The following is a 16,326-nucleotide window of genomic DNA, read 5'->3' as shown; positions in this document are numbered from 1 at the left end:
GTAATTTACAAATAGGGCAACATCAAGCGGACGTTTGGCGCGTCGCGCTCGTCTACTACTGCCATTTGGGAGAATCGACGCTTTTTGTCTGATGATTTGTGTTGTAGCAAGTGGTTTTTGCCAGCTTTACGGCGGACAATTTTACCAGTACCAGTAGCGCGAAAGCGCTTTGATGCTGCTTTGCGGGTTTTTAGTTTAGGCATATACAGACTGCAATAAGGACACAATCTACAATTATATACAATTTGAGGTAAATAAAATAGATTCTATGTTTTAATTTGCTCATTTCTAGCATTCGTTGCATAGGTTTGAGCGCAGCTAAACGCATTTCCCTTAACACAGACAATTTGAGGCAAATAAAATAGATTCTATGTTTCTTTTAATCTACTTGCTCATTTCTAGCATTCGTTGCATGGGTTTAAGCGCCGCTAACCTAATTTCTTCCGACATTGTTATTTCTGGGGTGCGGTTTTTCATTGCTAAATAAAGCTTTTCGAGCGTATTTAACCGCATATACGGACACTCATTGCAAGCACAGTTATTTATCGGGGGTGCAGGAATGAAATGCTTGCTAGGAGCGTCTTTTTGCATTTGATGAATAATCCCCGGCTCGGTGGCGACTATAAAGGCATTTGCTGAGGATTTTGTGCAGTAGTTGAGTAAGGCTGTAGTCGAACCAATGTAATGGGCGTGGCGCAGTATCACCGACTCGCATTCGGGATGGGCAATTATTTCCGCGTTAGGATGAGCAATTTTTAGTTCAACAAGTTTTCTCTCAGAAAAAGTTTCGTGAACAATGCAGCTACCTTGCCACAGTAGCAAGTCTCGCCCGGTTTGTTCCATCACATAACGCCCCAAATTGCGATCGGGTGCAAAAATAATCGGCTGAGTTTCGGGAATTTGGCGGACAATCTGCACAGCGTTAGAACTTGTACAAATAATATCGCTCATCGCCTTAATTTCGGCGGTACAGTTGATGTAAGAAATAACTAAATGTTCTGGGTGAGCGGCTTTAAAGGCGGCAAACTCTTGAGGTGGACAACTATCAGCTAACGAACACCCGGCGGCTAAATCTGGTAATAATACTAATTTATTTGGGTTGAGAATTTTTGCTGTTTCTGCCATGAAATGAACGCCAGCAAAGACAATCACATCCGCGTTTGTACTTGCGGCTTGTCTTGAAAGTCCTAGAGAATCGCCGATATAGTCGGCTACATCTTGAATATCTGGTTCTTGATAATAATGCGCCAAAATTACAGCATTCAGGTTTTGTTTAAGTTCAGAAATTGCTGCAAATAAATCTACTGGTAATTCGTTATAAGGATTTTTTTGAGCAAGTGTAGTTGCAAACACAGGTTTTAACATAGCTTAATCGGTACTAATAATTATAGTAGTTTTTACCAAAACTAGCAGGGGTGCTTTTTTCTGTCAAAATAGACTGAGGTTTCTTATCTTAGGAAAAGACAGGTAAGGAAAAACGGATGACCAGCCAGAGTGTGCAGGAACAAGAGGATAATATCTCTAGTAAATTGATTAAAATTGCGATCGTTGGAGACGTACACGATCGCTGGGAAGCCGCCGACGAAATCGCCCTTCAGCATTTGGGTGTAGATTTAGTCTTATTTGTGGGAGATTTTGGCAATGAATCAGTACAGGTAGTACGAGAAATTGCGGTGGTAAAGTTGCCTAAAGCCGCAGTATTTGGCAATCATGACGCATGGTACAGCGCCTCGGATTGGGGTAAGCAAAAATGCCCCTACGATCGCCAAAAAGAAGATTGGGTTCAAGACCAGATAGATTTATTAAAAGAAACTCATGTTGGCTACAGCAAGCTTGATTTTCCTGAACTACAACTTACTGTAGTTGGTAGTCGTCCGTTTAGTTGGGGTGGAGATGTTTGGAAAAATGCCGAATTTTACAAAGAGAGATTTGGAGTCACAAGTTTTGCAGAGTCTACAGCAAAAATAGTAGCTGCCGCCGAAACCTCAGCTTATGATACGGTAATATTTCTCGGTCATAATGGCCCAGTAGGTTTAGGAAGTAACGCCGACGATCCTTGCGGGAAAGATTGGCAACCCTTGGGCGGCGATTATGGCGATCCCGATTTGACAGAAGCGATCGCATTAACTCGTAAATTAGGTAAAACTATTCCTTTAGTTACCTTCGGTCATATGCACCATGATCTTAGGTATACAAAGCAGCATTTAAGAAAAACTTTTGTAATTAGTTCTGAAGGAACGATGTACCTAAATGCGGCGCGTGTCCCCCGAATTGTCCAAACGCCTCAAGGGGACAAGTTACGCAACTTCTCTTTAGTTTATTTGCAAGGCGGGGTAGTTACTCAAGCTTCCTTAGTCTGGATGGGTAAAGATTTTACAGTAGTATCAGAAGAAAAACAGCTAGTTCTAAACAGATAAGGAGTTTTTAGGTACTAAAACGTTACTACACTGCGGATAGACTCGCCTTTGTGCATTAAATCGAAAGCATCATTTATCTTTTCTAAAGGCATTGTATGAGTAATCAAATCGTCAATGTTTATCTTGCCTTCCATATACCAATCAACAATTTGTGGTACATCAGTGCGTCCTCTAGCACCACCAAAAGCCGAACCTTTCCAAACTCTCCCCGTTACTAGCTGAAAAGGACGAGTAGCAATTTCTGCACCCGCTTCCGCTACTCCAATAATTACACTTACACCCCAACCTTTATGGCAGCATTCTAAGGCTTGACGCATAAGATTGACGTTACCAATACATTCAAAACTGTAGTCAGCGCCGCCTTTTGTTAAATCTACTAAATAAGGCACTAAATCGCCTTCGACTTCTTTGGGATTGACAAAATGAGTCATCCCGAATTTTTTGGCTAATTCTTGCTTGCTAGGGTTTATATCAACGCCGATAATCATATTTGCGCCTACCATTCGCGCCCCTTGGATGACATTTAAACCAATTCCACCCAACCCAAAAACTACTACATTCGCCCCTGGTTCAACTTTGGCGGTATGAATGACTGCACCAATACCTGTTGTTACGCCACAACCTATATAGCAAACTTTGTCAAAGGGCGCGTCGTCGCGGATTTTGGCTACAGCAATTTCCGGTAATACGGTGTAATTTGCAAAGGTAGAAGTTCCCATATAGTGATGCAACATTTGCCCGTCAATGGAAAATCTACTTGTTCCATCAGGCATTAAACCGCGCCCTTGGGTTGAACGGATTGCTTGACAGAGATTAGTTTTGCGACTAAGGCAGTATTCGCATTGACGACATTCTGGGGTGTATAAAGGAATGACGCGATCGCCTTCTTTAAGGCTTGTCACCCCCCTTCCTACTTCGACTACTACACCCGCCCCCTCATGCCCCAAAATCGCCGGAAACAGCCCTTCTGGATCTTTACCAGAGAGTGTATAAGCATCGGTATGACATATTCCTGTAGCTTTAATCTCAATTAACACTTCTCCGGCTTGGGGTGGCGCTAATTGAACGGTGGTAACCTCTAACGGCTTTTGGGGTGCGAAAGCTACAGCAGCTTTTACATCCATAATTTCATTCTCCTAATTTTGTTAATAAGGGGCGAACTCATCTCTTTTCACTGATAGCTTAAAATGTAGAGAATGCGCGAAGTTTAATCTAATTTTGCAAGTCTCCCGCCAACTTTTTTTTGCGCTATACAGGCGCGAGCATGATATTTTATGAGTATTTTTACCCTGCAAGCTGTTAAAAAAGACTTTGGGATCAAAGAAATCCTTAAAGAAGCAAGTTTTAGTATCGATAGTACAGACAAGGTAGGATTGATTGGTACGAATGGTTCGGGGAAGTCTACCCTATTAAAGGCGATCGCTGGATTGGAATCTATCGATAGCGGACAAATTTTAGTTAATTCTGGTGTCAGAATTGTTTACTTATCTCAGCAACCAGATTTAGATGAAAACAATACTGTTTTAGAACAAGTATTTGCTGATAGTGGCGAACAAATGGCTTTAGTGCGCGAGTACGAAGAAATCTCTGATAAATTGGCTCATTATCCTGACGATACCGATCAATTGATGTCGCGTTTATCTACAGTAATGCAGAAGATGGAAACTAGCGACGCTTGGGAAGTTGAAACTAAAGCCAAAATTATTCTTACTAAGTTAGGAATATCAGATTTTGAAGCAAAAATTGGTACTTTATCAGGGGGATATCGCAAGCGAATTGCTTTAGCCGCCGCCTTACTTTCTGAACCTGATGTATTGTTAATGGATGAGCCAACCAACCATTTAGATGCTTTGTCTGTAGAATGGTTACAAAGTTATTTGAACCGCTATCGGGGAGCGATATTATTAATTACTCACGATCGCTATTTTCTTGATCGCGTTACTAATCGCATTATTGAAATTGATCGCGGTGATATTTATAGTTATAGCGGTAATTATTCTTATTACCTAGAAAAGAAAGCTTTAGCAGAAGATTCGGCGGTAAGCACTCAACGCAAACATCAAGGCTTACTGCGCCGTGAGTTGGAATGGTTGAAAAAAGGGCCAAAAGCTCGGAGTACAAAACAAAAAGCCCGGATAGATCGCGCTCGGCAATTGCAAGCAACAGAGTTTAAAGAAGTTCAAGGAAAGGTAGATATTTCTACGGTTACTCGCAGAATTGGCAAAAAAGTAATTGACCTAAATAAGGTTACTAAAAGCTATGGAGAGCGGATTTTAATTAAAGATTTTACCTACGAATTTAGCCCCGAAGATCGGATTGGGATTATTGGCGGTAACGGTGCGGGTAAATCAACTTTGATGGATATAATTACTGGAAGAATTAAGCCGGATTCTGGAGAAGTGGAAATTGGTACTACTATTCATATTGGCTATTTCGATCAGCATTCTGAGGAATTATTAGCAGCTTTAGACGAAAATCAGCGCGTAATTGACTATATCAAAGAAGAAGGGGAATTTATTAAAATTGCTGATGGTACGCAAATCAGCGCTTCGCAAATGCTAGAAAGGTTTTTGTTTCCCGGAAATCAGCAATACTCACCGATTAAGATGCTTTCTGGTGGAGAAAAGCGGCGTTTATTTTTGTTAAGGGTGCTAATGGGTGCGCCAAATGTACTAATTTTAGATGAACCGACAAATGACTTAGATGTACAGACACTAGCAGTTTTAGAAGAATACTTAGAAGATTTTAGCGGATGTGCGATCGCAGTTTCTCACGATCGTTACTTTTTAGATCGTACTGTAGATACAATCTTTGCTTTAGAAGACGGTGGAAATATTCGCCAATATCCCGGTAACTACTCAGTTTATCTAGATTCCAAAAAAGCTGAGGAAGAAGCCGTTACCCCAACGGTTGTTAAGGAAAAAGCTCCGGTTGAGAGAACTTATAAGCAGCCAGTCAATGATAACAAATCGCGTAAACTATCTTCAAAAGAGAAGCGCGAATATGAAATGTTAGAAAGCAAGATTTCTCAATTAGAAGTAGAAAAAACCGAAGTAGAAAAAGCTTTGTATGCAGTTTCTCCTGGTGCGGCTACTAAAGTACGAGAACTCTACGAAAAAGTAGAAAATATAACTAAAACAATTGATGCGGCGACAGAACGCTGGCTAGAATTAGCAGAAATTGAGTCTTAATTTATTAAGGTGAGAAGATATGACTGTAACTTTGAATTTACACCCAGTTGTAGAATTAACTGATGATCAATTTTACGAACTATGTTTAGCAAATCGTGACTTAAGATTAGAACGCACTGCTACTGGAGAAATAATTATTATGCCCCCCGCAGGAGGAGAAACAGGACATCGTAATATTAAATTAGCTTTTCAATTAGAAGCTTGGAGTAGTCAAAACAATTTAGGACTTGCTTTTGATTCTTCTACAGGTTTTAAATTACCCAATGGTGCAGAAAGAGCGCCTGATGCAAGTTGGATAAAATGCGATCGCTGGAATAGTCTAAATGCCGAACAAAAGCGTAAATTTCCGCCCTTATGTCCCGATTTTGTGATTGAACTGCGCTCAGAAACTGACTCAATTAAAACTCTAAAGTTAAAGATGCTTGAGTATATAGATAATGGTGCAAAGCTAGGCTGGTTAATCGATCCCAAAACTCAGAAAGTAGAAATCTACCGTTCAGGAAAGCAAGTAGAAATAATCCAAAATCCTGCAACTTTATTCGGGGAAGATATTTTACCAGGCTTTGTACTAAACTTAGGTTCTGTTTTTAAAGAGCTTTAGTAATTAATTCAAGCTTATATTAATCCTGCTTCCTCAAAAACCTCTTTTACTGTTAATTCTAAACTAGGTAAAAAAGTGTCGATAATAGGCATAGTATCTATATATATTTGACTTGTACTATTAATAGAAAATACTTCGATACTTAGAGCTTCAGGATCTACAACCCACACCCTTGATACACCAGCTTTAAAGTAATCCGTAGTTTTATCTGCAAATTGTCTAGAAGTTTGACCAGGGGAGATAATTTCAATTACTAATTCTGGCGCAATGGGACACGCCTCGTTACGCTTCCAACTTTTAGGTAAACGTTGATAAGAAATATAAGTTAAATCTGGTACAGGAATCCAATCTTCACCTTGGCGTTTTAAAACAATTGCCCACTCAGAAACAACCCTTCCTTTTCCTTTACACCAAGTATGTATAAGTAGTAATAATGCTGATTGCAAAGTCGAATGAAAGTATTTAGGGGACACTTTAGGTATTGCGTAACCATTGACAAACTCATAGTTTATATCTCCTGTAGGCAAATCAAGAAATTTTTGTAAAGTGAGTTTGTTTTTTATGCTTACCATACATTCCCTGAGTAACAGACTAAATAAGTTGATAATACAAAGTTAATTAGGTTGAGGGCAATTATTAAACTTAACTAATTTAAGCCAAAAAGATAAGTATGGCTGAGATTACTAGAGAGGGATTGCTGGATAGATAAGCTTTTTATTAGATTTTACAAAGTTCCCCAGCAATATTAGGCTAGTTTTTATAACTATTTTTCTCCTTGAGCTAGTTCTACACCTTTGTACACACCGTAACCAATTAATCCAGCCACCCCTACAATTCCCGCGACAGGAAGTGCAACGACTGTCGTTGTAGTAAACCCTAAAACTCCTAAAATCCCGGCTGCTGGAGCAGCAACTTCAGCTACCACTATTGAACCTAAACCAATATTAGCTACAGCCGCACTTACAATCGTAGCCAGCGCCTTAACATCATCTTGCATTTTGTTTTCTCCTAAATATACAAATTCTTTTAATCAAAAAGTTTTTTCAAACCATAAGCAGCAAGTCCAACCAATGTACCAGCCGCTACAACCGGAGCCGATCCAATAGCGATCGCAGTTCCTCCTACGGCTAAACCCATACCCCCAACTGTTGCAGCAACTCCCGCACCTGCTGCTGCGCCACCAACTGCAAAGCCAGCAGCTTCTACAAACTTATCTTCCTTGCGATTTCGAGCCATTGTTTTTTAGCCTTATTCCATAGCTTTACTTACCAATACAAAACTAACACCTCTTATTGCTTTTTTAGTACGTATTTCCACTGACGTGAAAAAAAGATGTTGTTAAGAAATAACCCTCTCTAATTAGCAATGAAAGAGAATGAAATCTTATGCTGGAAACTAAAAATATTGAAAATTATACTTTTAAGATTCAGCTTGCTTCAATTATCAATAGCTTACTTATTAAGTAAATTTAACTTGTCTCAACACACCTAGCACGAACTCTAAGGTATCGTTAGGTAAAAACAGTTTTGCGTCAAAGTAACGTTAATGACTTTAGTTTCTCCTGATTCAGCCCCCCACAAGAAAGCAAAAGCTTTAAAATCTTCTAGTCGCCGCCCAGCTAAAGAACTTTGTAGCGAATGCGGACTATGTGATACATATTACGTTCATTATGTCAAGGATGCTTGCGCTTTTATTAATCAACAGATAGCCGAGCTAGAAACCCAAACCCATACTCGCAGCCGCAATTTAGATGATGCTGACGAACTGTATTTTGGTGTTAATCAGGGGATGATGGCGGCGCGGAAAACCGAGCCAATTGAGGGAGCGCAATGGACGGGAATTGTTAGTAGTATTGCGATTGAAATGCTGACTAAAGGCTTAGTTGAGGGGGTTGTCTGCGTCCAAAATACCAAAGAAGATCGCTTTCAACCAATGCCAATCATTGCCCGGACTCCTGAAGATATTTTGAAAGCTAGGGTAAATAAACCTACACTTTCGCCGAATCTTTCAGTATTAGAACAAATTGAGCAATCTGGGATGAAGCGGCTACTTGTAATTGGCGTAGGTTGCCAAATTCAGGCATTAAGAGCCGTGGAAAAGCAACTGGGTTTAGAAAAGCTCTATGTACTGGGTACACCTTGTGTAGACAACGTTACTCGCGCTGGATTGCAAAAGTTTTTAAATACTACTAGCAAGTCTCCGGAAACTGTCGTGTCTTACGAATTTATGCAAGACTATAAAGTTCACTTTAAGCATGAAGACGGCTCGACAGAGACTGTACCCTTTTTCGGACTCAAAACAAACCAACTTAAGGATGTATTTGCCCCTTCTTGCATGAGTTGTTTTGATTATGTCAATTCTCTGGCAGATTTGGTAGTAGGCTATATGGGCGCACCCTTTGGCTGGCAATGGATTGTAGTCCGAAACGATACCGGGCAAGAAATGCTAGATTTGGTGCAAGATCAGTTGCAAGTTCAAGCAGTGATGTCTTCTGGCGATCGCACTTCTGCCGTACAACAAAGTATTCCGGCTTACGACAAAGGGGTTACACTGCCAATGTGGGCAGCAAAAATGATGGGTATAGTAATAGAAAAAATTGGGCCAAAAGGTTTAGAATACGCCAGATTTTCTATTGATTCTCACTTTACCCGCAACTACCTTTACGTCAAGCGCCAGTACCCAGACAAATTAAACGCTCATGTGCCAGAATTTGCTAAAAAAATAGTTGCTCAATACCGTTTACCGGAATAGCAAGCCAAGCTTGGAGTTGTTCAATGAGTCACTGCATCAACCCCAGGTGTCAAATCCGCCAAAATCCCGACAATTTAGAAAAGTGTTCGTTTTGTGGTACTTCTTTGCTGATTAACGGACGTTACCTGCTTGTAAAACCGTTACGGGAATTATCGGGAGTACATACAACAGAAATCTTTGAAGTAGACGATCGCAGCACGCGAAAAGTGCTAAAAGTCTTAAATAGCGATCGCTCTAAATTAATCGAACTATTGCAGCAAGAAGCAAAAGTATTGCAAAAACTGCAAAATTTGGGTGTTCCTAAAGTATATGAATACTTTACTTTTTTACCAAACAATGAATCAAAAAAACTGCATTGCTTGGTCATGGAGAAAATTGAGGGACAAAATCTCAAGCAGTGGCTAGAAGAAAATGAACCAATCTCTGAAGCAAGGGCGATTAATTGGCTCAAACAAATTACAAGTATTTTAAGCGAGGTGCATCAAGCCCAACTTTTGCATCGAGACATCAAGCCTTCTAATATTATGCTGCGTCCAGATGGGCAACTGGTACTAATTGACTTTGGCACAGTTAGAGAAATTACTCATACTTACGTTCATAAACTAGGTCAAAGCGATATTACTCAAGTTTATTCTCCCGGATACACGCCCCTAGAACAAATGGAAGGTCAAGCAGTTAAAGAATCAGACTTTTTTGCTTTGGGACGCACCTTTATACATTTACTTACAGGGATTTATCCAGCCGAATTACCCAAAAATCCGCAAACTAATCAGTTAATCTGGCGAAACCAAGCGTCCCAAATTTCCGAGTGGTTGGTATATTTAATTGACGAATTACTAGCTCCCCTTCCCCAAAATCGACCACAAAACGCGCAAAGTATTTTAGAGTGCTTAGTTAAAGGCAATATCTACGACGAGACAAGGCTACCTCTAGCTACGAAGCAAATTACGACGACAATTAATCAAACAACTCGTACTCAACAGCGCCAAAGCTCTATTCGTCAAATTTGGCGTACTGGTTTACGAATGCTCCTGACTAGCATTGTAGTTACTAGCGTAGTTGTAGGTGTGCGTCAGCAAGGAGCGTTGGAAACGTGGGAATTAGCCGCTAGTGATAGCTTACAACGCTTGCGACCCCTTGAAGGAGCAGATCCTCGCCTGCTAGTTGTCACAATTACTGAAGCTGATATTCAAGCCCAATTCCCAAGACAAGGAAGTTTAAGCGATCGCACTTTAGAGCAATTATTAATGGTATTAGAACAATACCAACCAAGAGCGATCGGTTTAGATATTTATCGTGATGTTCCCGTCGGTGTAGCCTATCCAAACTTAACTAAATACCTGCAAAAGAGCGATAATTTTATTGGTCTGTGTAAAATTAGCGATCCAAGTACAAATAACCCAGGGATTGCGCCACCACCAGAATTATCACCAGAATTTATTGGTTTTAGTGACATTATGTCTGACGAAGATACCACTGTTCGCCGTCAGCTACTACATCTAACGCCCCCCTCTACTTCTCCTTGTACTACCGAATATGCTTTTAGTCTTCAGTTAGCGCTGTATTACTTGGCTACCGAGGGTATTGTCCCAAAAGTTACGCCTCAAGGTAACTTACAATTTGGTGAAGTGGTTTTTAGTCGTCTAAATGCTAATAATAGCGGGGCTTATAAAAATGCTGACTTGAGAGGTTATCAAGTGCTACTCAATTACCGCCCTTACCGTGCAGTTACCGATATTACTTTCCAAGTTAGTCTCGATGATATTTTAAAAAATCGCCTCACCCCAGCGACAAAAAAACAATTGCAAGACCGAATCGTTCTTATTGGAGTTACTGCGCCAACCAGTGTTAATGATTACTGGTTTACACCTTATAGTAGTAACCAACGGCGCTTTGAAAAACAGTCACCAGGAGTGTTCATCCAAGCACAAATGGTTAGTCATATTTTAAGTGCTGTTTTGGATCAAAGACCTGTGTTATCGGTGTGGAACTTATGGCTAGAAAATCTTTGGGTTGCTTTTTGGTCAATAGTCGGTGGTCTGTTGGCTTGGTACTTTAAGCAAATATTATATTTAGGATTAGCGGCATCTGTTACACTTTTTATTTTGGGTAGTACGTGTTTCGGGCTTTTACTTCAAGGTAGCTTAGTTCCTTTAGTACCCCCAGCTTTATCATTATTATTTACAAGCATAATTATAGTAATTTACCGAAATTATAAATCTAAATAGTATTACTGTTTTAAAGAAAAAACTATCACTGGAATGAAATTAGCGATGGAAAACATGACCCAATTTCGTACCTTTGCCAAGCGATCGCTCGGTATAGTTGTATTGGTGCTTGCGAGTACCAGCTATATTACCCAAGGAAACGCACAAAATGTTAATGTCAACAAAGTTGCTGCTCCTACCTCCCTGCGATCGCCCAACCAAGCACCGAAGCGACCGGGGAGAATAACCTTTATTCAACCCAAATTGCCAAGCAATGGAGCGCCTAGCGGACGGCAAAGAGGCGCGGCGGGGCGTGGAAGTTGTTTAAACAATGTAAATATACCTTTAACGGCGGTAGTACCTAGTATTAAAACGTCTGTCGATAACGGAAATAATGCGATCGTTGCTACAAATGTGTGGGGATTAACAGTTAAGAAATATCCAACTTTTTTATTTTATGTTCCCTATACTTATCCTGCTACGGGGGAATTTGTATTGCAATCGGAAGATAACGATATTTATCGCTCTCCAATTGCGCTCCCTAAAGAACCAGGAATTATCAGATTGCAATTACCTCCTGAGTCTGCACCGTTAGCTGTCGATAAAATGTACCGTTGGTACTTTAAAGTTCGTTGCAGTCAAAATATGGCAAGCCCGGTATTTGTAGAAGGCTGGGTACAGCGAGTTAATCTTAATGCTACTATTGGTGATCGCCTAGCTAACACAACGTCGTTACATGAACAAGTAGTTTTGTATGCAGAAAATGGTATTTGGTACGATACCGTAGCAACTTTAGCGCAAATACGCTTGCAAAACTTAGAAGATACCGCATCTTCAGCAGATTGGCAAAACATACTAAAAACAATAGATTTATCTACTCTAGCCTCGGAATCAATTAAGGGGACAGATACCAAAGACAGAAAATCTTTAATAAGTGAGTATAACCCTGATTAATTTTGACTTTTTAAAGCCAATTACCAATTAAAACATAGGCTCCCCAATAACTAGGGCGGCTGTAATTAGGATATTTTTTTAAAAACCTTACCTGAGCGCGGCGGAGAGCTTCGGCTTTAGTAATTTTACTCGTAGCTAACTCTCGATAAAATTCTCCAATAAATAGGGCTGTGGCTTCATCATCTATTTGCCATAAAGACGCTAAGGTACTGCGCGCCCCCGCCCGGATTGCAACCCCTGCCATGCCTAAAGCAGCACGCTTGTCACCTACGGCGGTTTCGCAGGCACTTAAAACTAATAAGGAGATTCCATTGGGTGAATTGCGGTTTCGCTGATTCTGCCTCCCATTAGCATCGCGCAGTAAAGTATCTAGTTGCTTAACATTAATTTCTCCATCGGAGGCTAGAATAAATGTATTTTTTGCTTCGGAACTAAATTGTCCATGAGTAGCAATGTGAACAATATTAAAGCCTGATGACTCCATCGCCGCCGCTAGAGACTTGCTAGTAAATTTACCATCTAGCAGTTGATTAGTTTTTATCCCAGCTTGCTCGATTAAATTAAATTCTGCTTTGACCGATGGTAAAGGCGGGTAAGGAGAGTTAGCTGGAGCAGCGCTGAGTCCCGCCGTTAATGCTTTTAGACCTTTTTGGGGCAAGGACTCAGATGCTAATAGCTGTAAGCCAGGGCTGAGAGCTACAGCGTATTTTTCAATTAAATACTGTTTGCCATCATACAAGGCGGCCATCGGAATATTTTGGAAAGCCCCATCTAGTACAAAGACTAAAGTTTTAGCTTTACTCTCAGCTATTTGCGCCTCTACAGGTTGGATTAACCAGCTATATACTTGTTGTGATAAAGCTTTAACTTCTTTAACTGTATCAGGTTCCGTTAGCTTAGTACGTAAGGTTTCTAAGGTTTTTTCTATTTGGGGTTGAGACTTGGCAATGGTGTAGTGAGTCAGGGGCGCGTTAGGTAATTTGAGGATAACTTCGGTGCGATCGCCTAAAATAATTGGGTAAATAATTGCCGCGCTTTGATCTTCTCTATCGGCTAGGCGATCAATTAACACTAAAGAATTTGCTTCAATGCAAGCTTCCCGAAAAAAGTTATCTAACTGTGCTAGTTGCAGAGATTCAATTACCGCTCGTGCTTGAATTAAGTTTTCTTGACTAACTTTTGGGTCATTTTTGCTCAATAACAAATCAACCAACCCGCGATAAACAGGTTCTACTTCTTCACGAAAAGAGAACTGCACATCTGGATTGATGGCAACTAAATCATTGCGTAAGGATTTAAGTAAACTAACTGATTCTGTGTAAGCTGCGATCGCACTAGATATATTTCCTTGAGCTTTAAATACTCTACCTAGTTGCCACGAGGAGCGATAGGCTATCTCTGGAGCATTAATTGCTTGAGCAATTAGTAAAGACTTTTCTGTCAATTGTTGGGCATTTTCCCATTGTTCAGTTTGTTCGTATAATTCGCCTAAATTACTTAGGGCATAAGCTTCCGCTCGTTTATCTCCCAAGCTTTGAGCTTGGTTTACAGCTTTAGCCAACAACTGAGCAATTTCTGATAAAGATATAGTTCCTTGTCCTGTACGCTTACTCAAATCTTGTAGACTCTGGGCAAAATCAATTTGAGCGTATATTGCTTTACTACTTAAAGGTAGACTAGCGATTTCTGTCCTAATTTGCGGCAATAAGGCTTGGGCAGAGATTGATTGATTTGTTTCTACTAATAAACCAAGCTGATTTAATTGAGCTTGGGTTTTAATAGTTCCAGAAGATGCTGTTGTAGATTGCTTGTAGTAATTCAATGCAGCTTTACTATTAGGCTGCGCTCTGGCGGTATTACCGAGGCTAAACAAAGTTGCACCAATATCTGGAATCGAGTTTAATTTTTGAGCCAATAGTAAGCTTTGCTGTAATATTCGCTGCGACTGTTCCAAATCGCCCACTACCCGTAAAGCATTTCCTAGATTGCGTAATCCAGCGATTTTAACTAGAGAGTCTGGTTGGTTTTGGAGCTTTTGATTAACAGCGTTTAAGCTTGTCAAAGCGCGGCGATAAAGCCCTAATGCTTGCAAAGCTTGGGATTGATTGATTAAACTGCGGGCAATTCCTATTTTATCTTTGGCTTGAGTATAAGCCGTCGTTGCTTGAGTCCAAGTAGTTAAAGCTTGCTGAGGTTGCCCTAAAGCCAGTTGAAGGCTGCCTTGAGTGTTGAGCGCTTGGGCTAAGATTGGTAGATTCTTGTTAGTTGCTTGCAATAATTTGAGGCTGGATGCGATCGCCTTTGTTGCTGCTTCCCATTGCCCAAGTTGCTGATAAGCCAAGGAAAGATTGCTCAAAACCATAGCCTGATTAGCTACATCGTTTTGCCCTTGGTATGCTTGTAAGCTTTGTTGCCAAACTTTTATCGCTTCAGAAAACTGTTCTGTTTCGTATAATTTTCTGCCTTTTTGGACTAGCTCCGGGTTATTTATAGCTTGAATTTGAGGTTCTGATCTAGAAGCGGTAGATTGCGCGATCGCTAATAATTGTTCTGGAGCCAAACACACTATTACTACTGCTAGACTTACTTTTAGCAAGTTACGGGTAGTAATTTTCCATTTTTTGGCTAAATCCTTTTGAGCTAAAGAGTTGATCAAAATGGGTTGTAAATCAGCGAGAAATATAAGCCATTTTCTTGCCATGTTCTATCTCCTGAAGGAATATCAATCAAAGGAATACCCCAATCTAATCGAGCAGTAAAATAATCGCCCAATTGACAGCGCAAACCAACGCCTAGAGAAGCTAAAGTATTAGATTCTGAAGTATTGCCCTGATTTCTACGAGAATTGTTCCACGTAGTACCGAAATCGACAAATGGTGCTAGTTGCACGAGTAATCTTTGCCTTTGGCGGCGATAGATTGGCAGACGTAATTCAACTGATGTGAAAGCGCCATTATCAGTGAGTAAAGCATCTTGACGATAACCTCTAACGCTATTGATTCCGCCAAGTCCAAACTGTTCCAAAGGTACAAGCGCTCGTTCTGCCAACTGCACATCAGTACGGACTAAAAGCAAAGTATCAGCAGCCAAAAGCCTCACCCATTGAGCTTGTCCCCGCCAAGAGAAAAAGCGGCTATCTGGTTCAGTTGCATTGATTGTCGAATTTAGAGCGCCAATCCCTAAACTAAATTGGGAGCGCGCGGCGATCGCTTGGTTGCTGTTTCGAGCAGTCCACTCTTGAAAAAATTGCAACGCTGACACGCGGGTGCGTCCTCGCTCGTCTGCGCCGGGGGAGGGGAAGGGTATTTGCAGCCCTTCAAGAAATAAAGCATCGGTTTCTCTACGTGCTGCTGTTAAACCAAGAGCAAATTCTTGGCTAGGCGTTTGGATAACTGGTTGACGCAAAGTTAGTTCGTAGTAGCGAGAACTAGCATTAATATCGAGTTCATTAAAAGGACGCTCAATTACATCGCTGGCGGAGGTTCCGTAACTAAAGCTGAGAGTACCGTCGCGGGGATTGAGCGGCAATGTGTAGCTAGTATCCAAACTATTGCTGCCGTCGGTATTGCTGTAGGCTACGCTTAGATTGTCTCCTAGTCCTAATAAGTTGGCTTCATTTGCCTGGACTTGACGGCGGAAACTACCTACGCTAGGCGATCGCCCATTATCTGTAAGTAGTTGAATATGGGCTGTTTGCGCTTCAGTTACATTGACTTCTAATATATTTGTGCCAGGACGAGAACCTGTGGCAAGTTCCGCCGAGAGGTTTTGAATAAGGGGATTGAGTTGCAGTAGTTGCAAGGCTCTGAGAAGTTGTTGTTGGTTGAGCGGTTTGCCTGTACGGATGGCAATGCGATCGCGGATATAACTTGGATCTAACTTTTTATTTCCAGTAATATTGATAGCTTCTAAACTACCTTCCACTACTTGAATTTTTACTACCCCACCTCCGAGGGTTTGTGGCGCAATTAATGCGCCAGAAGTAATATAACCCCGCTCTATATACAACTGAGTAACCGCAGAACGGGCTTGAAAAAGCTCGGCAAAGGAAATTGGTTTTTTGGTATAAGGGGCAAGAACTTTAGCAAATTCTTCTGGGCTAAAAACGGTACTCCCTTCTACCTCAAATCTTTCCACTGTAATAGTTGCTGGAATTTCCCCAGGGATTGGTTCTGGGCTTGTAGGTCTGTCTCTTATACACATCT

14 protein-coding genes are annotated in these 16,326 nt (G+C 40.9%); 6 read left to right on the top strand and 8 right to left on the bottom strand.

What is annotated here, in order from left to right; genetic code table 11:
- Positions 1-5 precede the first annotated feature (5 nt).
- Together rpmI and nadA are read right to left on the bottom strand one after the other, a co-directional pair.
- Entirely contained in the window at positions 6-203 is a 198-nt protein-coding gene (gene rpmI / locus C7B70_RS11185; protein WP_106369128.1) for a 50S ribosomal protein L35, read from the bottom strand.
- Between the two features lie 181 nt (positions 204-384).
- Entirely contained in the window at positions 385-1,365 is a 981-nt protein-coding gene (nadA, locus tag C7B70_RS11180; RefSeq protein WP_106369127.1) for a quinolinate synthase NadA, read from the bottom strand.
- Between the two features lie 116 nt (positions 1,366-1,481).
- Between nadA and C7B70_RS11175 the strand changes: the two genes are divergently transcribed.
- Positions 1,482-2,417: a TIGR04168 family protein gene (locus C7B70_RS11175; protein WP_106369126.1), complete on the top strand. Its 936-nt coding sequence runs from the start codon at positions 1,482-1,484 to the stop codon at positions 2,415-2,417.
- A 14-nt stretch (positions 2,418-2,431) separates the two neighbouring features.
- On the opposite strand, the gene C7B70_RS11170 is transcribed toward C7B70_RS11175, so the two are convergent.
- Positions 2,432-3,541 carry an S-(hydroxymethyl)glutathione dehydrogenase/class III alcohol dehydrogenase gene (locus tag C7B70_RS11170; RefSeq protein ID WP_106369125.1) on the bottom strand — a complete coding sequence of 370 codons (1,110 nt, stop codon included), beginning with the start codon at positions 3,539-3,541 and terminating at the stop codon, positions 2,432-2,434.
- 150 nt (positions 3,542-3,691) lie between these two features.
- On the opposite strand from C7B70_RS11170, the gene C7B70_RS11165 reads away from it, so the two are divergent.
- A complete protein-coding gene (locus C7B70_RS11165; protein WP_106369124.1) occupies positions 3,692-5,608 on the top strand; it encodes an ABC-F family ATP-binding cassette domain-containing protein in 1,917 nt (638 codons plus the stop codon).
- Positions 5,609-5,627: 19 nt separating this feature from the next.
- Positions 5,628-6,209 carry a Uma2 family endonuclease gene (locus C7B70_RS11160; RefSeq protein ID WP_106369123.1) on the top strand — a complete coding sequence of 194 codons (582 nt, stop codon included), beginning with the start codon at positions 5,628-5,630 and terminating at the stop codon, positions 6,207-6,209.
- A 14-nt stretch (positions 6,210-6,223) separates the two neighbouring features.
- Here C7B70_RS11160 and C7B70_RS11155 read toward each other — a convergent pair whose 3' ends face one another.
- The 3 genes from C7B70_RS11155 to C7B70_RS11145 form a co-directional block, all read right to left on the bottom strand.
- The gene (locus C7B70_RS11155; RefSeq protein ID WP_106369122.1) at positions 6,224-6,781 is read right to left on the bottom strand and encodes a Uma2 family endonuclease; all 558 of its coding nucleotides are present in this window, start codon (positions 6,779-6,781) and stop codon (positions 6,224-6,226) included.
- A gap of 191 nt (positions 6,782-6,972) precedes the next feature.
- Positions 6,973-7,206, bottom strand: coding sequence for a hypothetical protein (locus tag C7B70_RS11150; RefSeq protein ID WP_106369121.1), 234 nt, complete (start codon positions 7,204-7,206; stop codon positions 6,973-6,975).
- 29 nt (positions 7,207-7,235) lie between these two features.
- Positions 7,236-7,445 (bottom strand): hypothetical protein, encoded by a 210-nt coding sequence (locus C7B70_RS11145; RefSeq protein ID WP_106369120.1) that lies wholly within the window; start codon positions 7,443-7,445, stop codon positions 7,236-7,238.
- Between the two features lie 309 nt (positions 7,446-7,754).
- On the opposite strand from C7B70_RS11145, the gene C7B70_RS11140 reads away from it, so the two are divergent.
- From C7B70_RS11140 to C7B70_RS11130, 3 genes are read left to right on the top strand one after another with little or no spacing between them, the layout of a single operon-like run.
- Complete coding sequence (locus tag C7B70_RS11140; RefSeq protein ID WP_106369119.1) at positions 7,755-8,960, top strand: Coenzyme F420 hydrogenase/dehydrogenase, beta subunit C-terminal domain; 1,206 nt, start codon at positions 7,755-7,757, stop codon at positions 8,958-8,960.
- A 23-nt stretch (positions 8,961-8,983) separates the two neighbouring features.
- Positions 8,984-11,188, top strand: coding sequence for a CHASE2 domain-containing protein (locus C7B70_RS11135; RefSeq protein ID WP_106369118.1), 2,205 nt, complete (start codon positions 8,984-8,986; stop codon positions 11,186-11,188).
- A 33-nt stretch (positions 11,189-11,221) separates the two neighbouring features.
- Positions 11,222-12,121 (top strand): DUF928 domain-containing protein, encoded by a 900-nt coding sequence (locus tag C7B70_RS11130; protein WP_106369117.1) that lies wholly within the window; start codon positions 11,222-11,224, stop codon positions 12,119-12,121.
- Positions 12,122-12,131: 10 nt separating this feature from the next.
- Here C7B70_RS11130 and C7B70_RS11125 read toward each other — a convergent pair whose 3' ends face one another.
- Positions 12,132-14,822, bottom strand: coding sequence for a CHAT domain-containing protein (locus C7B70_RS11125; RefSeq protein WP_106369116.1), 2,691 nt, complete (start codon positions 14,820-14,822; stop codon positions 12,132-12,134).
- The coding region (locus C7B70_RS11120) for a ShlB/FhaC/HecB family hemolysin secretion/activation protein (RefSeq protein WP_106369115.1) at positions 14,774-16,326 on the bottom strand (1,553 nt) is incomplete at its 5' end. The genes C7B70_RS11120 and C7B70_RS11125, both read right to left, overlap by 49 nt.

Origin of the sequence: Chlorogloea sp. CCALA 695, from assembly GCF_003003885.1 — a bacterium.
In the GTDB taxonomy this organism is placed as follows: domain Bacteria; phylum Cyanobacteriota; class Cyanobacteriia; order Cyanobacteriales; family Chroococcidiopsidaceae; genus Aliterella.
This window is presented reverse-complemented; position numbering and strand designations above follow the sequence as displayed.

Excerpts from the sequence above, each read along its gene's own strand:
- C7B70_RS11150 (WP_106369121.1), bottom strand. The coding sequence starts at position 7,206 with ATGCAAGATGATGTTAAGGCGCTGGCTACGATTGTAAGTGCGGCTGTA.
- C7B70_RS11160 (WP_106369123.1), top strand. The coding sequence starts at position 5,628 with ATGACTGTAACTTTGAATTTACACCCAGTTGTAGAATTAACTGATGAT.
- C7B70_RS11130 (WP_106369117.1), top strand. The coding sequence starts at position 11,222 with ATGAAATTAGCGATGGAAAACATGACCCAATTTCGTACCTTTGCCAAG.
- C7B70_RS11175 (WP_106369126.1), top strand. The coding sequence starts at position 1,482 with ATGACCAGCCAGAGTGTGCAGGAACAAGAGGATAATATCTCTAGTAAA.
- C7B70_RS11170 (WP_106369125.1), bottom strand. The coding sequence starts at position 3,541 with ATGGATGTAAAAGCTGCTGTAGCTTTCGCACCCCAAAAGCCGTTAGAG.
- C7B70_RS11145 (WP_106369120.1), bottom strand. The coding sequence starts at position 7,445 with ATGGCTCGAAATCGCAAGGAAGATAAGTTTGTAGAAGCTGCTGGCTTT.
- C7B70_RS11140 (WP_106369119.1), top strand. The coding sequence starts at position 7,755 with ATGACTTTAGTTTCTCCTGATTCAGCCCCCCACAAGAAAGCAAAAGCT.
- rpmI (WP_106369128.1), bottom strand. The coding sequence starts at position 203 with ATGCCTAAACTAAAAACCCGCAAAGCAGCATCAAAGCGCTTTCGCGCT.
- C7B70_RS11165 (WP_106369124.1), top strand. The coding sequence starts at position 3,692 with ATGAGTATTTTTACCCTGCAAGCTGTTAAAAAAGACTTTGGGATCAAA.
- C7B70_RS11135 (WP_106369118.1), top strand. The coding sequence starts at position 8,984 with ATGAGTCACTGCATCAACCCCAGGTGTCAAATCCGCCAAAATCCCGAC.
- C7B70_RS11125 (WP_106369116.1), bottom strand. The coding sequence starts at position 14,822 with ATGGCAAGAAAATGGCTTATATTTCTCGCTGATTTACAACCCATTTTG.
- C7B70_RS11155 (WP_106369122.1), bottom strand. The coding sequence starts at position 6,781 with ATGGTAAGCATAAAAAACAAACTCACTTTACAAAAATTTCTTGATTTG.
- nadA (WP_106369127.1), bottom strand. The coding sequence starts at position 1,365 with ATGTTAAAACCTGTGTTTGCAACTACACTTGCTCAAAAAAATCCTTAT.